At 40.3% G+C, this 18,429-nt stretch carries 14 protein-coding genes and 2 pseudogenes; 11 read left to right on the forward strand and 5 right to left on the reverse strand.

Features of this window, described 5'->3' with window-relative positions:
- Window positions 1-170: 170 nt before the first annotated feature.
- On the reverse strand, window positions 171-1,583 hold the full coding sequence (locus NLP_RS28800; RefSeq protein WP_104909306.1) for a cobyrinate a,c-diamide synthase: 1,413 nt from the start codon (window positions 1,581-1,583) through the stop codon (window positions 171-173).
- Between the two features lie 181 nt (window positions 1,584-1,764).
- On the opposite strand from NLP_RS28800, the gene NLP_RS28805 reads away from it, so the two are divergent.
- From NLP_RS28805 to NLP_RS28820, 4 genes are all read left to right on the forward strand, one after another.
- A complete protein-coding gene (locus tag NLP_RS28805) occupies window positions 1,765-2,454 on the forward strand; it encodes a glutathione S-transferase family protein (RefSeq protein ID WP_234017108.1) in 690 nt (229 codons plus the stop codon).
- Window positions 2,455-2,899: 445 nt separating this feature from the next.
- Window positions 2,900-3,649, forward strand: coding sequence for a sterol desaturase family protein (locus NLP_RS28810; RefSeq protein ID WP_104909307.1), 750 nt, complete (start codon window positions 2,900-2,902; stop codon window positions 3,647-3,649).
- Window positions 3,649-4,257, forward strand: a complete 609-nt coding sequence (locus NLP_RS28815; RefSeq protein WP_104909308.1) for a DapH/DapD/GlmU-related protein — start codon at window positions 3,649-3,651, stop codon at window positions 4,255-4,257. Before NLP_RS28810 ends, NLP_RS28815 begins: the two co-directional genes overlap by 1 nt.
- Window positions 4,257-5,771, forward strand: a complete 1,515-nt coding sequence (locus NLP_RS28820; protein WP_104909309.1) for a GH3 family domain-containing protein — start codon at window positions 4,257-4,259, stop codon at window positions 5,769-5,771. The genes NLP_RS28815 and NLP_RS28820 overlap by 1 nt, the downstream gene beginning before the upstream one ends.
- 144 nt (window positions 5,772-5,915) lie before the next feature.
- Here the strand turns inward: NLP_RS28820 and NLP_RS28825 are convergent.
- The 3 genes and pseudogenes from NLP_RS28825 to NLP_RS28835 form a co-directional block, all read right to left on the reverse strand.
- Window positions 5,916-6,262: pseudogene (locus NLP_RS28825) on the reverse strand (hypothetical protein).
- Window positions 6,263-6,341: 79 nt separating this feature from the next.
- Window positions 6,342-7,829: a CIA30 family protein gene (locus NLP_RS28830; RefSeq protein ID WP_104909310.1), complete on the reverse strand. Its 1,488-nt coding sequence runs from the start codon at window positions 7,827-7,829 to the stop codon at window positions 6,342-6,344.
- Window positions 7,830-8,018: 189 nt separating this feature from the next.
- Entirely contained in the window at window positions 8,019-8,486 is a 468-nt protein-coding gene (locus tag NLP_RS28835) for a GNAT family N-acetyltransferase (protein WP_104909311.1), read from the reverse strand.
- A gap of 187 nt (window positions 8,487-8,673) precedes the next feature.
- Between NLP_RS28835 and NLP_RS28840 the strand changes: the two genes are divergently transcribed.
- Window positions 8,674-9,474, forward strand: coding sequence for an RMD1 family protein (locus NLP_RS28840; protein ID WP_104909312.1), 801 nt, complete (start codon window positions 8,674-8,676; stop codon window positions 9,472-9,474).
- Window positions 9,475-9,714: 240 nt separating this feature from the next.
- Here the strand turns inward: NLP_RS28840 and NLP_RS28845 are convergent, their stop codons facing one another.
- Window positions 9,715-11,337 carry a tetratricopeptide repeat protein gene (locus NLP_RS28845; RefSeq protein ID WP_104909313.1) on the reverse strand — a complete coding sequence of 541 codons (1,623 nt, stop codon included), beginning with the start codon at window positions 11,335-11,337 and terminating at the stop codon, window positions 9,715-9,717.
- A gap of 844 nt (window positions 11,338-12,181) precedes the next feature.
- Between NLP_RS28845 and NLP_RS28855 the strand changes: the two genes are divergently transcribed.
- The 6 genes and pseudogenes from NLP_RS28855 (at window position 12,182) to NLP_RS28880 (ending at window position 18,341) form a co-directional block, all read left to right on the forward strand.
- Window positions 12,182-13,300, forward strand: coding sequence for a phosphotransferase enzyme family protein (locus tag NLP_RS28855; RefSeq protein WP_104909314.1), 1,119 nt, complete (start codon window positions 12,182-12,184; stop codon window positions 13,298-13,300).
- Window positions 13,297-13,854, forward strand: a complete 558-nt coding sequence (locus NLP_RS28860) for a DOMON-like domain-containing protein (RefSeq protein WP_104909315.1) — start codon at window positions 13,297-13,299, stop codon at window positions 13,852-13,854. Before NLP_RS28855 ends, NLP_RS28860 begins: the two co-directional genes overlap by 4 nt.
- A 127-nt stretch (window positions 13,855-13,981) precedes the next feature.
- Window positions 13,982-14,806: an NYN domain-containing protein gene (locus NLP_RS28865; RefSeq protein WP_104909316.1), complete on the forward strand. Its 825-nt coding sequence runs from the start codon at window positions 13,982-13,984 to the stop codon at window positions 14,804-14,806.
- 166 nt (window positions 14,807-14,972) lie between these two features.
- A complete protein-coding gene (locus tag NLP_RS28870) occupies window positions 14,973-16,244 on the forward strand; it encodes an ATP-grasp domain-containing protein (RefSeq protein ID WP_104909317.1) in 1,272 nt (423 codons plus the stop codon).
- Window positions 16,245-16,734: 490 nt separating this feature from the next.
- A pseudogene (locus NLP_RS28875) lies at window positions 16,735-17,013 on the forward strand (NAD(P)-binding protein); the annotation flags it as partial.
- Between the two features lie 323 nt (window positions 17,014-17,336).
- Window positions 17,337-18,341 carry an SDR family oxidoreductase gene (locus NLP_RS28880; RefSeq protein WP_104909318.1) on the forward strand — a complete coding sequence of 335 codons (1,005 nt, stop codon included), beginning with the start codon at window positions 17,337-17,339 and terminating at the stop codon, window positions 18,339-18,341.
- The last annotated feature ends 88 nt before the right edge of the window (window positions 18,342-18,429 follow it).

The following is an 18,429-nucleotide window of genomic DNA, read 5'->3' on the forward strand; positions in this document are numbered from 1 at the left end:
GTTACGATTAATAGAGTCTAATATTTTTTATTCACCCTAGTACAGCGCGGCGGAAATAAACAACCCATTTCAAATTAACGAAACGTTTACGCTGTATTTCTTTTAACTTTTGACTTTTGACTTTTGACTTTTGACTTCCGCCTTGCGGTACTAGTGAGTTTAGTACTGGCTTAAATCCACATTTCTGAAGATGCTACTTTCAGACATTCTTTAAGAAACTGCTGGGGAATTTCTCTACTTTCTCCCCAATGCAGATGAACATAAGAGGCATGAACATTTGCAGGAAAACCCCATCCTTCGCATCCCATATTTTCTTCACAATCGTAGCGAGAAGTTTCAAATAGGGGCTGAGTGGGAGTTAAGGTTAAATGGGAACGATGAAACTCATGTCCGTAAACAGTTGTATTTGCCTTAACTAACAAATTATCTTGCAAAGCTACAGCACGACGATAGCCCAAAGTTAAACGCCCACCCATCACAGCGGATGTTGGTAGCACTCCTGCCATCGACCAAGATTTCCCTTCAAAATCGATAATTTGCTCGCACAGATACATCAATCCTCCGCATTCGGCAACCGTAGGCATTCCTTTAAGTATTGCCGTTTTCACTGCATCACGAACGCTAGAATTTTCTGCTAGTTGCTGGGCAAAAACTTCTGGGAAACCACCGCCAAAATACATTCCCTGGATATCTTTTGGTATACCAGCATCTTCTAAGGGACTCCAGAAAACCAATTCTGCACCAAGCTGTTGCAGCAAATCAAGATTGTCCTGGTAGTAAAAATTAAAAGCGCGATCGCGGGCTACTGCAATCCTAATTGGGAATGACGGAGATAAGGAGGATGAAGTAGAACAAGAAAAGGGTTCTGATTTTAACAAAGGTAATAAGCGTTGCCAGTCAAAGCAAGTATCTCCTAAATCGGCGAGGCGATCGATTAAAGCGTTGAGTTCGGGAAGTTCGGCTGTGGGTACTAAACCCAAATGGCGATCAGGAATTGTGATGTTATCTTGACGTCGCAGTACGCCGAGAATAGGTAATTGTAAGGGTTCTAGGGAATCTTTGAGGAGAGAGAGATGGCGATCGCTGCCGACGCGATTTAATACTACCCCAGCTATTTTAATTCGGGGATCAAAAGATCGATAGCCGTGAGCGATCGCAGCTACAGAACCAGATAAACGACTGCAATCAATCACCAACACCACAGGCAAATCTAACAGCCGCGCGATGTGTGCCGTACTCGCAAAATCAGTAATTTGTCCTTTGTCCTTTGCAAATGACACATGACTAATGACTAATGACGAAATTCCATCAAACAACCCCATTACCCCTTCCACGAGGGCATATTCACTCAGTTGACTATGACGGGCAAAACATTGCTGAATGTAGGCTTCGGAAGTCAATACGGGGTCTAAATTGCGACAAGCACGACCAGTTACGTGTTGATGAAACATCGGATCGATGTAGTCTGGGCCTACCTTAAAAGATTGCACCAGGCGATCGCGACGGCGTAAAGATGCTAAAAGGGTGAGCGTGACTGTTGTCTTACCCACCCCACTACGTTCCCCAGCAATGACTAAAGCCATAAATGAAACAAATTAGGTTTTTATGCAGCAACTATTTCGATTCTTGGCTGTGTGTCTATCGTCACTTTTTGCAAAAGCAGATGCACCAGTTTCTTAAACCGACTAACTCAAACTTATACCAATTAGAAACAAGAAAACCAGCCAATTAGGGGAGTTAGACTGAAAAAGTCTAATAGTATAGTTGGAAATTAGCCAAGAGTCAGATAGCAAAAAGCTACCAGAAGAGGAACGTTTTATGATAATTGTGCATCATCTTAACAACTCGCGATCGCAGCGTGTGCTGTGGCTGCTTGAAGAATTAGGTATAGAATACGAGATCAAATTCTATGAACGCGATGCCAAGACGATGATGGCACCGGAATCGCTGCGCCAAGTCCATCCCCTCGGCAAGTCACCAGTAATCACAGATGCAGATTTGACGATCGCTGAGTCGGGTGCAATTATCGAATACATAGTCGATCGCTACGGTAATGGTCGGCTAGTCCCAGCATCCGGTACGCCAGAGTATCTGCGATATAAGTATTGGCTGCATTACGCCGAAGGCTCTGCAATGCCACCGTTGGTGATGCAGCTGGTATTGAGCAATTTCGGAGCAGGGGACAGCAGCGTGGTTAGCGGATTCGTCGCGCCCCAAATCAAACTTCACTTTGACTACATAGAAGGCGAACTCCGTAAAAATACGTGGTTTGCGAATAATGAATTTACTGCCGCCGATATCCAAATGAGCTTTCCCCTAGAAGTAGTCGCTACACGCTCCGAAGAGGTCAAGAATCGGCCAAAGCTCAAAGAATTTGTCGAGCGCATTCATGGAAGACCTGCTTACAAACGCGCCCTGGAGCGTGGAGGTAAATACGAGCTATCCTTTCAATAGACTTTTTGCAAAAATCCCTAACACCCCGTAGGCGTCGCCCGTCGTAGACATCGCACCAGCAAGAGATGGTAAAACTCAATTGCAACAAAATCCTTATAGCGCTTCTCGTTTGCGTGAGATACACCCGTAGGGGCACGGCAGTGCCGTGCCCTTACACCCCACGATATAATGTTGTACTGCATCTGAATGGGAACCGCTATATCTTGCTCAAACTCTTTCTTGGGCTACTTGGATTATGCAAGGGCTTAGTGGTTGGTCTGGTTATAAGTCTGTGAAACCTCTGGGAATTACTACTTTGATTCGCGGACTGTATCAACAGGACTTACGCAAAATAATGGAAAACGAACTGCAAAGCGCAAAGGAATAAGAGTTTCAGAGAGTTATTGCGTAAGTCCTATGTAATTCATAATTAATCAATATTCAATATCAGTGTGAGTAATCAGAAGTGGAAATACAAAATTTTTCACAACTAATAATTTTTGGTTCTTTTATCGGATTAGTTACTTGGACTATTACCAATCAGGTTGGACAAACTAAACTTAAAGTTAAAAGTCGTGAAGATTGGTTGCTTGATGGTACAGGATTAACGATTCAAGGAATTTTGATTCCCTTACTACAAGCTAGTTTAGTTTATTGGCTTTATCAATATTTACTACCAACTCAACAAGGATATTTAAAAGTATCATTCATTCCAACTTTTATTATCAGTTTTGTTGTGGTTGATTATTTATATTATTGGAATCATCGTTTATTACATACTAAAGTGCTGTGGAAGGTTCATCAAGTCCATCATACTGTTACTCAGATGGATGTATTAGGAACTTCCCGGAATACACTCTGGACAAGTTTGTTAATTATTTATTTATGGATACACACTTTATTTTTGTATCTGTTAGCCGATGCCACAGGTTATTTATTTGGAGTAAGTCTAACTTCTGCCTTGGATTTATGGCGACATAGCGACTTGATAATTCCTGAAAATAGTTGGTTATATCAATTTTTATCTCCTTGGTTAATCTTACCACAGGATCATGCTTGGCATCATTGCCGTGAAATTCACAATTATAACTATGGGGCTAATCTGAAAATTTGGGATAAGTTACATGGAACATATTATGAAAGCAAAAATATGCCATCTATAATCGGAATTCCTAGCTCATTAAACTTGTTCCAAAAACTTTTTTTTCCATTTTAATGACAGTTATAAGTAAAATTATTTTATTCTTTCCCACCTTTATATTATTGCTAACTGGAGCAGCAATAGTCTACCTCGCCTATTCACCGAACATTTTCAGCATTTTAGCAGTGTTCCTTTCTATTTATGGGCTACCAGTGTTAGTTTACCGCTTGCATGAATGGGTTTATCCTGTGCGGGAAGGTATTAGCTATCTACAAGGTAAAGAATATAATCCCTGGTGGGGTAGTCATCAAATCCAGGTAATTTATATTGCAATTCCGGCGTTAGAAGCACTGCTAAGACTGATTCCGGGGGTATTTTCCTGTTGGTTGCGATTGTGGGGTGCTAAAGTAGGACGAGATGTTTACTGGACACCAGGTTTAGAAATTGCCGATCGCAGTTTATTAGAAATTGGCGATCGCGTCGTTATCGGGCATCGTGTCGGTATCTATTCTCATATCATTAAACCCCGCAAGCAAAATTTAATGTTGTATGTCAAAAAAGTCAAGATTGGCAGCAATGTTTTTGTGGGAGCCGGATCTAATCTTGCTCCCGGTGTAGTCATTGACGATGGTTCTTATTTACCAGCAGCCAGCAACCTTTATCCTAATCAAAAGGTGCAATAATGCGTCCGATTATTCAGCTTTTTGGGCAAATCCTCGCACCAACTGCAAGGCGATTTCATCAAGCTTTGGATAAGCCAGAGTTAATGCAGACATCTGTACAGAAGGAAATTTGCGATCGCCTAATTAAGAGTGAGTATGGTAAAACTTTAGGGATTCATTCTGTAGATGATTGGCAGCGTGTGCCAATAGTAGATTATGATGCACTCGAACCCTGGTTAAATCACAAACATCAGCAAATTCCACTTACACCAGAACCCATTTTGTTCTATGAAAAAACCTCTGGTAGTAGTGGGGCGGTAAAATGGATTCCTTATACTAAATCTTTGCGGCGATCGTTTAATCAAATGTTCTGTGTCTGGGCGCATGATTTGATTGTACATGGCCCGAAATTTTACACAGGGAAGATTTATGCTTGTATCTCGCCGCAATTAAATATAGCTGATAGCCAAACTTTACAGAACGATCTAGATTACTTAGATGGCTGGTTGCGTTGGTTTTTGCGTCCTTGGTTGGTAATGCCAAATAAACTTAATCGGCTGCATGACGCAAACTTGTTTAAACATCAACTAGCTTTGGCATTATTGCAGGCAGAAAAATTAGAAATTATTTCTATTTGGAGTCCTAGTTTTCTGCAAGTACATTTAAAATATATTCAAGAAAATCAGGATTTATTGCAAGCAGAATTACACAATCAAATTTCACATCATCGGTTGCAACTCCTCAGCGAAAGTAATATTCCCTGGATGCAACTCTGGCCAAATTTGAAGCTGATTTCTTGCTGGGATAGCGCCAATGCAGCAGATCGAGTTCAGGGATTAAGATCGCAATTTCCAGGTGTATTAGTTCAAGGGAAAGGACTACTAGCAACCGAAGCCCCAATGACGATTCCGTTGATTGTTGCTGGGGGATATGTGCCAGTTCTCGATGAAGTGTTTTTCGAGTTCGAGGACGATACTGGTTCCCTGTATGGTTTACATCAACTCAGCATTGGCAAGCAATACACGATAATTTTATCGCAGAAAGGGGGTTTGTATCGTTATCGAATTGGCGATCGCATCCGGGTAACTCATTACTATCGCCATACTCCCTGTTTAGAATTTCTCGGACGACATCAAGCTATTAGCGATTTAGTGGGCGAAAAGTTGCAAGAAACCTTTGTCAATAATGCTCTGACTCTCTTGAACTTGCAAGAAACTAATTTTAAAAGCTTGATACCGATTGCCGATCCTCCACACTATATTCTATTATTAGATTCGGCAAAAGAAACCCCAGAAATTATCGCTCAACAACTGGATCTGGCTTTATCAGAATCATATCATTACAAGAGAGCGCGATCGCTAGGTCAACTCGCACCACCACAGGTTTTAATCTCTAGTCAAATTCCTGAAATATTAGTTTCCCATCGTATCCGCACTGGAAGTATTTGGGGCGGTATTAAACATCCAATTCTGGTAACATCACCCATTAGCACTGAATTTTTACAAAAATTGAAGTTGAAAATTGCCCAAAAATAGCTTACCGAGTACTATAGCGCTTCCCATTCAGATGCGGTACAACATTATATCGTGGGGTGTAGGGGCACGGCACTGCCGTGCCCCTACAGGTGTACCTTACACAAACGAGAAGCGGTACTAGCCTTTTGAAATTTAATTAAATATTTAGCGTGATTCTAATTTAGCAACTCGCTCCTCTAATTTATTAACTTGTTGCTTCAATTCAATCACCAAAGTTGCAAGCCGATCAAACATCGGATCTTGCTGTGATAAGTTCCTTCTGGAACCAGTTGACTGTCGTGGGGTAAGTGTTGTTCTTGAGGATGGAGACTGGCGGGTTTTACCTAGCTGAGACTCTAGCTGATTTAACCGCAACTCAACACGATTCAAGTCCGCTTCCAGATTGTTGATGCGGGATTCTACTTGCTGTGATGAGGCAGTTTTAGAAAAAAACTGCCCCAGATAATTGTTACTAAAATCCCGGCGATTACTAGCACCTTGATTTTTTTCATACCAATAGCTGACTTGTTAGAACAGTCTATCTAAGCAGACTTTATTGGGATAATTACAGACTAAAAATCTGGAGATATTTCATCTATTATCCGGTTGTAAGTTAGAAAATAAACTCTGCCAATCGATATAGTTGACAGTATTTTCTCCCTGTTTAACCTCAAATGTGACGTTAGATGCTTTTCCTAGTTTTAGCGCTTGCACGCAAAGTTCTGCCACATCCTCACGGCTGATTTTGCCTCTAATATTGTCACCTTGCTCAAATATTAATTCCTTACCCCCTGCGTCTTCAGTTAAAGCACAAGGTCTAATAATCGTATAAGGAATTCCGCTTTCTCTTAAACTATCTTCTCCCTTCAACTTCCAAGTTAAAATTCCTCCCAATTGGTCATTTAATTTCACTGCTGGCGGTTCTTCATCTAAATTAATGCCAGGGCGGCCGGGACGAGTGACACCTGCTGAACTGACAAGGATAAATTGTGGTAAAGTTGCCCCCCCATAAGCTTTAATTGATTCCAACTGGAAAGTAAAACCACCTGGGGAAAACTTGGGATTTAAAGCGCCATCATGTTCAAATTTGCTCAACATCAGTTGGAATGAACAAATTCTACTTTGCTCAACTGGCGGCGCATCTTTGACAACTTTTGCCCGAAAGACGGGAATCAAATCTGCAAAAGGAATGTGAATATCTATCCAGGTATTAGCTACGGTATCGAAAGAATAGCTGTAGCCAACACCATCCCATGTTGTATCTGTCCGCAAAAATATTTTATAACGCTGACCATCACCTTTGACGCGCAATTTCACTCCTTCATAACCAGATAAGTTGAAGGGTGGATCAAAATTCTTCGTTCTGACAGAAGCAAATCCGCCAGAGTTAGCGGTGGAGACATTACCCGCAAATAAAGCTGTATTTTCTACTAATTGGATATTACTGGCACTCACGCCACCCATAACGACATCATCCAACGCTCCCCAGTTATCCTTTAATTCTGCTGATGGCTTGGTGAAATCAAATATTAGTTTTTCTTTTGCTTGGGGCAAATATTTTGCTGCCGCTTCGACTAAGTTTTTGACTCCTTGATATTCGACATTTTCTGGAGTGTCACCAACAATTTCTGGCTGGTAAAATTTAACACCTTGATAATATTTAGCTCTATCTGCTGTATCTCCCTCAACTGGTTGTACACGCACTGCTGTGCAACAAATTACAGCTTGGATATCAGCCATAACTAAAGGAGTTAAAGTTTCTGGCTGCGTGATATCCGCAACTACTAAATCGATATCATTACCAAAATTTGACCGCGCTTTGTCAATATCTCGAACTAGGGCGCGAACTTTATAACCTTGTTGGAGCGATCGCTGCACGACTCGTTTCCCGACACCACCTGTTGCACCTGCTACTAATATTACACCCACATTTCTTCCTCCATTGGGTCTATATTGATTATCCTTAGGACGACCTTGGATTAACTGCTGTACCCAGTTAAGGAAAGGAATCACCTCAAAGTAAGTCAGGGTTTCGATAAACCTGCCTAAGTCCCATTGAGAACGATTTTTGTCAGTCATATTTGCGTCCTCATAACTCTCTTAACTCTAACAATTTTAGGGGAGTGGCGAGTAGTGTAGTTCAATTACTTGAAAAGCGCTGTCATTTTTTAGAGCGCAAGAGTATCATCAGCAATATCTAAAGAAGCATGGACGCGCCTCTTACAGGATAGGCTAATCTTTCACTCGATTGAGGGAATATATAAGCGCTCAGTTGGAATGTTCATACTTCATAAATAGTACAAAAGCTTTTGTTAACCTTTTTCGTAATTGAGATAGTCCAAACTTGGACTTGAGGGATGGTGGTAAGTCTTGAAAATTAACGGATACAAAACCTCTTTGAATGTAAAAATTCACTAATTGATGTTTTAAGCATTTTAAATAAAGCGGTTGACTAGCTTGAGTAATTAAATGCTGCACTAGAACAGTCCCTAAACCACGTTTTCGCCAAGCTGGTGCAACAAATAAACTACCTAGCTCTTGTGCTAAGTGAAAGTCTCGGAGCTGCCCGAAGGCCACTAAATGCCCATCAGATTTAATCACCCAAAATTGCTGCCATCTTAGTTGACTAGGGTCTAGCTTTGCTCTAAACACAAAAAATACTATTAACCACATATCAAAAGGCTTGGCTTTACGAAGAACATATTCAGGTGGCAATGAAAAATTACACTGTATCATCTATCCAGCCAGAATTAGACAATCCCAATTTACCTTGACTGGTTGAATTTTTTTGACCAAAACAGGGTGTGGGCTGTAGGGGAAAGACGAAATGGTAAGCTGAGATTGTAGTTATCTCCGACAACAAGCATCAATTACTATCGTTACTAGAGCAGTAAAGCAGGCAGAATATAGCTTCCGGGCAATAATGCAAAAACTCCTTTTTAATGACAAAGATAGATTTAGAGCGCAGGCCCTATTCCTTGGTAAAGATATTAACTTACAGACACTGGATAATTACGTTTCCTTGGCGAGTATGCCACTAATGATTAGAGTCGGTGAAGAAGGCTACGCAGTATTGCTGGCCTATGGTGCAGTTGTCCTGTTTAACCTTGAGCCTGTAGAAAAGGTAGCCTTTTTGACCAAACTATCCTCTCAAATTAGCGGCCCTTTTGCCGACCCAGAAACAGAAGAGGTTGAAGTTCATCTCAGTATTAGTGAGAATGAACGAGCTAGGGAAGGAAAAATTTTACTGCATGAATTGAGTATAGAACGCTTGCAGATAGTGGCTGATATTCTCGCCAAGAGTGTTGTGTTGTCTCACTATGAAACCAGCCTAGCGGCTGTATTCGATCAAATTGAACCGTTTGCAGCTAGCCTCCAGCGTGAAAACAGGAGTAGACGCCAAAGCCGGGAATTACTACGTCAACTTGGGACTACCCTATTAGTTCAACATAAGATCGTGGGTCAAGTAGAGATTATCGATAAGCCGGAGTTGCTCTGGGAATCTCCACAGCTAGAAAACTTATATCTGCGCTTGGAGGATGAATACGAAATTCGTGAGCGTCACCATGCTCTGGAACGTAAACTAGAGCTAATTTCCCAAACCGCCCAAACGGTGCTGGAGTTCATGCAGCATAGCAGTAGTCAGCGAGTAGAGTGGTATGTGGTGATTCTGATTGTGGTAGAGATTCTGCTGTCACTTTATGACATCATTTTCAAAGGCTAATGCTAAATTTGGGGTTGTGATATTATGTCCGGTTAAAGCACTTATCATTAAGACCCCAGAGGGGCAGAGGAGCAGAGGGGAGGGGTTTTTGGGCTTTCTGCATAGAGAAAGGGAATTATAACTAATTAGCCGGACATGATATGAGATGGCGAGGGAGCGATCGCATCAGCCTCTCCAAGAGTTGGCGGTTCGTTTCCTTATCCATATTTTTTACTACTCATTTAGGATTGCTATATTTATCTAAAAGTTTAAAATATCTAATGATTCTTCTATCTCTAAATCTAATATTATTTCTCGTGTATCTTTGAGTGCTTCTAGTTTACCTTCTTTACGATAGATGTCTGCCGCTTTTTGAAAATCTCCAATTGCTCCCTGTTTATCCGCAATTTCTAAACGAATATTGCCACGATTATAATAAGCATCAGCATAACTAGGATTAATCTGGATTGCCTGAGTATAATCTTCAATTGCGCCCTCAAAATCTCCTAAATCTGAACGAGCATTACCACGTTTTTTATAAGCATCAGCATAACTAGGATTAATCTGGATTGCTTGAGTATAATCTTCAATTGCACCCTCAAAATCTCCTAAATCTGAACGAGCATTACCACGTTTTTTATAAGCTATAGCATCTTGAGGATTAATCTTGATTGCTTGAGGAAATCCTGGCTGAGAGCCTAATAAATAACGAGCAATCCCACGGTTTTTATAAGCATCAGCATAATCAGGATTAATTTTAATAGCCTGGGTATAATCCTCAATTGCTCCTTGGTTATCTCCAACATGAGAGCGAGCTTCAGCCCGATTTTTATAGGTTACGGCAACATTAGGATTAATTGTAATAGCTTGGGTATAATCATTAATTGCTTCCTCTAATCGCCCCAGGTGATAGAGAGCTAAACCTCGTTTATTATAAGATTTAGCATCATAAAGATTCATCTGGATTGCCTGAGAATAATCTGCGATCGCCGCTTCATAATCTCCTACTTGATAGTGAGCTAAACCTCGTTTATAATATAAAAAATCAACATTGCCCTGATTAACTTGTAAGGCTTGATTATAGTTAATAATTGCATTTGTATATTCTCCCCTTTGAAAGCATTCATCACCCAGCTTTACATAAAATATATTTAAATCTTCATTATCATATTCAGGCTGAAAATAAGATTTGAGTACCCGATCGTTAGTTGGCTTAGATAGAATTTCCTGTTTTGGAAGATATTTATAAATAGGTGGTTGTTGCCGAGAAGAACTATTTACAGAAGATTGTAACTGTTCTAGATAGCACCATAAACCACCACCATATAGTAATTGTTCTATTCCAAAAGAAATTTTACCAGTTTTCAACTTAATCATCTGAGTTGGGAGAAAGCCAGCCAAAAAAAGGTGATACTCAGATTGTGCTTCACTGACATCTTCTTGAATTAAAATGCAAACTACAACTGCATTTTTTTCAACTTCTTCAGAACTAATTGACCATCTAACTCTGTCAATGCGACCATGACGAGATTTAACCTCAATACCAATAGATGGGTCAGAAGTCAAGGTAAAATCTATATTGCCATCGCCGCCAAATCGCTTTTCATAATCGACTTCGGTAATAAAATCAGCTAAACGTTCTTTGACAACTTCCTCACCCAACTTTCCTTTGAGATAGCTAATAAAAACATCACGCACTGGTAAAACACGCTTATATTTCTCAGCCATCTGCCAGCAAAATTCCCGTAGTGCCTTTAACCTCTCTCCAGAAATTATAGTTAATTCACTATATTGACCTTCTGTTTCACAATGAAGCAGACAACCAGATGCTAACCTTTTAATAAAATCAGACTGTAGCGATCGCAGTAGTGTAATCCAGTCCATTTATATTTCTGCGAATCTTTTGATGAGATTATTCTATTAAAATATCCAGTCGGCGTAAACCTTTTAATTAGCTTGGGTGATATTTCCAAAAATTGTTTACTATTTTGCAATAATTCTTAATTTAACTTAATATATTAAAATTCGCAGAGGTTGAGATGGGGTTAAAGCGAGTGTATTAAGACATAGCACCTTCTCTCAAACATCGCTGCTTTTTAGAGTCGAGTATAAGTGGTGAATTATTGATAGATTTGCCGGAGTTCTTCTAGAGTACTCACAGTTTTGATACTGGTGAGAATAGCGCTTAATATCTCTACGTTCTCTATTTGGACAATCTCTGGTAATATTGTTAACCCTTCGCTGCCAAATTTTAATTATAAACCCATTTCAATATCTTGAAGTAACCCTTCCTTCATACCTTGTTGAATACCCCTTCTTTCTACGCTGGTAATATATGGCATTTTATTTTCCTCCTCGCTTCCAGTTTATTCCTTCCACAGCTACAGTCAAGAAAAATTCAATGCACTATTGAAAGTAGGTTTCTATAGCTTCTTTCCAAGGGCTGTCATATTTATCGTTAGACATTAGTAGGATTTACATTAGTTTTGACGGTGCGGCCATGTCTGATTATGCCAGAGTTTTGAAGAGTTGGGGATCTTGTTTTTCACGAATGGATTCAGGATTGCTGTAGTACTTTTAAAAATTCATAATTGACAGTTTGGTAATCAATTACGAATTACGAATTACGAATTACGAATTACGAATTACAAATTATCTTGACACTTGCGCTACGATATCCCCTATTGCTTTCGTGCAATGTACGTGAGGAGTAGTAGAGGTCAAACAGATGATAGAAGAATTTAATACAGAGGATGCCCGGAATCTGGTGGCGATCGCTAACCAATTCGCCCAACTGGGGAAGGTTACAGGCGTTAAAGCATTTGGCAGTGGTAATATAAATGACACCTTTTTAGCAACTCTAGATTCCTCAAAGGAACAACATTTTGTTTTGCAACGCATTAACACACAGGTATTTCGTCAGCCACAACTGATTATGCAGAATATGCGTACCTTAACTGAACACGTTCAGAAACGGTTGCAGGATACACCCCTTAATCGTCGCTGGGAAGTGCCACGCGTATTGTTAACCAAAAACGCTCAAGACCACTGGAAGGATGCAGATAGCTCATTTTGGCGGGCAATCAGCTTTATTGAAGGCTCCCAGTCTTTTGATAGTATGTGCGATCGCTCCCACGCCAAAGAAATCGGTTATGCCTTGGGAATGTTCCATAATTTAATCAGCGATTTGCCAGCAGAAAAACTTGCTGACACCCTTGAAGGGTTCCATATTACACCGTTTTATCTTCAGCATTACGAGGAAGTTTTGGTGAAAACTAGTGCACCTCAATCTTCTGAAGTTAATTATTGCTTACAGTTTGTTAGCGATCGCCAAGCCTTTGCACATATCTTAGAAAATGCTAAAGCTGAAGGCAAGCTACCCCTACGTCTGATGCATGGCGATCCAAAAATTAATAACGTGATGTTTGACATTGTTACCCAGCAAGCCGTCAGCGTCATCGACCTAGACACCGTGAAACCCGGTTTGGTACATTACGATATTGGTGATTGCCTGCGATCGGGTTGCAATCCTGCTGGTGAAGAAACCGATAATTGGGAAAGTATTTATTTCGATACCGATTTGTGTCAGGAAATCTTACAGGGTTATCTTGCTGTGGCTAAGGCATTTCTGACCGAGAATGATTACGCATACATATATGATGCTATTCGTCTAATTACTTTTGAACTAGGACTGAGATTTTTTGCTGATTATTTAGCGGGAAATGTCTACTTCAAAGTTAAGCACCCAGAACATAACTTAGCAAGAGCGATCGTCCAGTTTAAGCTGACTGAAAGTATTGAATCTCAAGAAACGCAGATTCGCAAAATTATCAAAGATATGAAATGAACAAACAGACATTTTTCCTGCAACCTTTCCCTTCTAGTGAGTCCTTTCCTAATTTGAAAATTACAGGCAATATCTCTCGAAATGCTAATCAACTTACCATCTGCTACAACCTTGGAGGCGATTTCAAAGAAATTGCAATTACTCCACCATCAAATGCACCATCACGCAAGCATGAATTGTGGGAAGACACTTGCTTTGAGTTCTTCCTTGGCATCAAAGATTCTCTACGGTATTGGGAATTTAACCTTTCTCCCGCTGGACACTGGAATGTCTATCGCTTTGATGGATATCGTCAAGGGATGCAAGAAGAAACAGCTTTTGAAAAGCTACCGTTCAGCGTTCAGAATCAAGCCGACAGTTTAGCACTTGCGTTAGATATCGATTTGGATAAAATCGTCTCGGCAGAGCAAGAAATTGAACTTGCCATTACTACAGTTATTAAACATAGAGATAGTGAGGTGACTTACTGGGCGTTAACTCATCGAGGTGCAGAGGCTGACTTTCATCTGCGAGACAGTTTTATAATTAAATTGTTAGACTTGACCTGGAAATAAAATTTATCCTAAATATGTTGGTGTTGCTGATTGATGGGATGAATTTTATCTCACGCAAAAGCGCAAATACTCTACCTTTAATTTTGACAAAAAATCTCAATTAATTCCGCAAATATCCAACCCTAATATGCCTCTATACAATAGTGCTGTATCCCAGAATGTAAAATATTTATTTATTGATGGCGGTTGTTTGGATTCACTACTAGAATTCTTTTCAGAGAATCTTTTTGATAAAAAACAGCTTGAAATAGATTACTATCGGTTAGCAAGTGGCTATCATAAAGTGTTCTATTACGATTGTCTACCTGCTCAAAAACAAGGAGAAAATGAAGTAGACTACCAAAATCGTATTAAGCCTAAAATTAAGTTATTCAACCACTTAAAATCACTGGATAGATTTCATGTATATGAGGGTACTGCTCGATTCCGAGATAAGCGAAGAGGGCAAGAGCAAAAGGAGGTTGACATTATGATTGCTGTAGACATGCTCAGGCATTCTTTTCGGAAAAATATGGATGAAGCAACTTTACTCACAAGTGATTTAGATTTTAAGCCTCTGATTGATGCTCTGGTACAAGATGGAATGTATGTATCATTGTGGTATCCAAAAGCTAAAACCAATTATGAGCTAGTTGATGCTGCTGATTCTAGGCAGGTATTGACAATTCATACTGTTTGGGGATGGTTCACTGAGAATTTCCAAAAGCAGGTTAACTTACCTGTTTTGAGTCAATCGAGTTTTCCACCTATTGATAATTCTTGGAGACAAGTTAATAAGATAAAACAAGCAGATTACGAAGTATTTTTTTATGAAAAAGAAAAAAAATATGCTGCTGTCTTACAAACGATAAATGGTGATTACAACTTATACGAACACAACAATTTAGAACAGTTAAACTTTTATATAGCTCATATTTATAGCCCAGATGTAATCCGAAAAGACATAATATGAATACGATCGCCCAATATTTATTAAGAAGATGCAACATTTGCTCGTCTGTAATTGGACATTTTGGGAGTAGCTCGCGGTTAAATATCTCAACCACAGCGATATTTTCACATCTACATCTTCATGGTTATTGCTTCATCAGATGAACAAGAATTTAGGACTAAGTTAAATGAACTCACAATATAACTTTCAATACTTTCAAGGAAGTTCTCTTTCCGATCTATTTGCTCAAGACATCACAGATGCATCTTATGGGTTTATCCTAAATTACCCTGCAACTGCCAGTTGGGCTGTTTATCCCAACCTGGAAAAATATTTTATCCAAGATGGCAGTAGTGAAGCCACCAAAACCTCCTTTGATAAGATTTGCCAAAAGGAACCTTGGAAAATCTTAGCTGTATTAGGCGATCGCATTCCAGGAATTGCGATTAATCCGCCGCCAAAGTCGCTGCTTGCATATTGGCAAGAGCATTTCGACTTCAGCTACTCTAATAGGTTGATGATGGATCGCTTGACTTATCTGGATGACCTCAGTCACAGCGAACGCTTTGACAAACTCATCACTTTATTTCCCTTTGATCGTCTAAAACCTGAAAAACACGCTATTGATTCAGACACCCATTACCACTTACTCAGCAAAGTAACCCTAGCCGAACTGGGGGTGCAATGTCCAAAATACGAGAGTTACAATTTGCACGAAGTCAATCTCGAAGACATTCAGTTACCACAATTTCCCTACTTAATTAAAACGTCCCACGGACTCTCAGGAGAAGGCACTTATATCATCAGAAGCCTCAGCGATCTGACCTACTGTCTTGAAGAAATCAATAAATATCTGGATATTAAGTTGCTCGATAGAATTATTGTCTCGGAGTTCATCAAGAATCAGGTGCAGAATTACTGCGTACAGTTCTATGTCAACAAGGCGGGAGAGATAACCCTCATCGGCACTACCAGCCAACTCGTCACTCCAGAAGGTAATTATTTAGGGGGACTAATTGACTACCGCAACACTGACATGAGCAAGTTCTTTGAGATGATTGCCGCCATTGGTCAGTATGCTCACAAACATGGTTATTTCGGCGTAATTGGGTTTGATGTGCTAGAAGACCAAGACGGACAACTTTATGCGATCGATGCCAATTTCCGAGTTAATGGATCGACTCCATTGTGCTTGCAGCGTCATACCCTACTAGGACTGGGAAAGGAAGTTGCTAAATATTCCAGTGACTACCGCATGGAAGGAACATTGGATTCAATTTTAGTGATCTTAAAACCAGAACTAGATCGCAAGGACTTAATCGTTCTGTCGGCTTTAGAGAAGGTCAAATACGGAAAAATCTACACGGAAATTTATGCGATCGTTACTGGAGAAACTATCCAGGAAATGCAGCATATCGAGCAAAAATTACAGGATAAGGGATTACAATGGCTCCCTTAAACAAATTTAATAAAATAGAAGTTGCAGCATTGCCACACACTGAGCCATTGATTTTGTTGCAACTCACTTTTCAAGCTCTGTTACTCGCTTGGACTTGGTGTTTTCCAGGAGAATAATATAACTGAATGAGTAACCTGCAAATCGGTACTAGTGGTTGGGTACAAGATAGAAGCAAAAATAAATTAAAAAATAAATCTGCTTATTAGCGATAAAAATACTCTTGCTAAACTGCGTCCACGTTGAAAACCGTAGTTCTGTATGAATAGAAAAACCCTCATCCCCCAGCCCCTTCTCCCAATATTGGGAGAAGGGGAGCCGGAAAGAAGTCCCTCTCCCTACTTGGGAGAGGGATTTAGGGTGAGGGCAAAAACTACGGTTCTCAACATAGATGAGGTTTAGATACGTAAATATCCCCCAATCCACAAAAGATTTAGATATCTTTAGCAATTTATAATATCAGTAAATATACTTTAATCTCCACATTGCAGTCATGGAATCGTATGACGTTGTAATTATTGGTGCTGGTCATAATGGCTTAGTTTGTGCAGACTGACTATTGAAAGCTGGTTACAGCGTTCTGATATCGGAAGGGCGATCGCTTCCTGGTGGCGGTTGCACGACAGAAGAACTTATGCCTAACGAAGCGCCTGGTTTTAAATTTAACCCTTGCGCGATGAACCACCTGTTTATTTTATTGGGGCCAGTAATCCAGGAATTGGAACTGCATAAGTACGGATTGGAATACCTAAGCTGCGATCCAGTTGCCTTTGCAAGTTGAGTTTGAAGTTGGTAAACGGCTACAGATGAGATTTTGTAAGATTTGTTGATCGAGTTCCCGATGTTTATTTGTCGAAATTCTTAAAAGTCTAGAAAATGCTTACATATACTTCCTGTGGCGCTTTCAGATTCCCCAATAGACAGAGAACTGCAACCGTAATAATAATTAACATATATATAGTAGTAGAGTTATTAAGAAATATTTTTAATAGCAACTGATACTAAAAAAGTGACTGAATTACCTACTGAAGCTAAAGTCTATAACGCTGTCGAAGCCAATTCCCAATTCCTAATTTATTTTAAAAAGTAACACTTATGCAATTAAAGCCAATCAATCAGCAAGTCGTTTCTGTCGTTGGAGCCTCCAGCGGTATCGGACGTGTCACAGCTCTTGAGTTTGCTAGACGCGGCGCAAAAGTCGTAGTCTCGGCTCGGAGTGAGTTAAAGCTAAAGTCTTTAGTGGAGGAGATTCGCAGCTTTGGCGGCGAGGCAACTTTTTGCGTAGCTGATGTGGAAGTATTTGAGCAAGTTAAAGCGATCGCAGATAAAACTGTAGAAGTCTACGGACGACTCGATACATGGGTACATGTCTCTGCTATCGGCATCTTTGCTACTTTCGACAACACAACACCAGAAGAGTTTAAGCATGTGATTGATGTCGATCTCCTGGGACAAGTGTATGGTGCAATGGCTGCCCTACCCCATCTGAAGCGTGAGGGACGGGGGGCACTGATCCACGTCTCTTCAATGGAAGGTAGGCGATCGCTCCCCTACCAAAGTGCTTACTCGGCAGCCAAGCACGGGGTAGAGGGCTTTATCGAAGCCATGCGCCTTGAGTTGCAACATGAAAAATGGCCGATCAGCGTCACGAGTGTGAAACCAGCAGTGATCAACACCCCCTTCTGGAACAATGGTCTGACGAAATTAGGCGTAAAGCCTTCCGGGATACCACCTTACTATGACCCGAAACTTGTAGCTGATGCTATCCTTTATGTAGCCGAACATCCAACTCGTGACTTCTTAGTTGGGGATGTAGCTAAAATATTAGATGTGGTACAGCGCGTCTCACCATCATTAGTAGATTCACTGTTACTGCTCGTCGGCTTCGATTTACTCCATTCTTCTGAGCCGAAGTCTGAAGATGCACCAAATAATTTTTACCAATCTGTTCCTGAAGACGACAGAGTTAACGGAGATTATGGTAACTTAGTTATACCGAGTGTTTCCGACTGGCTAGATAAAAATCCGCTTCTCCAGTGGGGTGCGATCGCTGGTACAGTAGCATTAGCGTTCTTAGCAGCTCAAGTATTCAAAGATTAAGGATAAATAGGCCTGTCCGAAAATTTGCAATCCAGTTTTTACAAGGGTTTTTCTCAAATCCTTGTAGACTTTTTGGCAAGATAGTAAT

Source organism: Nostoc sp. 'Lobaria pulmonaria (5183) cyanobiont' (assembly GCF_002949795.1).
In the GTDB taxonomy this organism is placed as follows: Bacteria; Cyanobacteriota; Cyanobacteriia; order Cyanobacteriales; family Nostocaceae; genus Nostoc.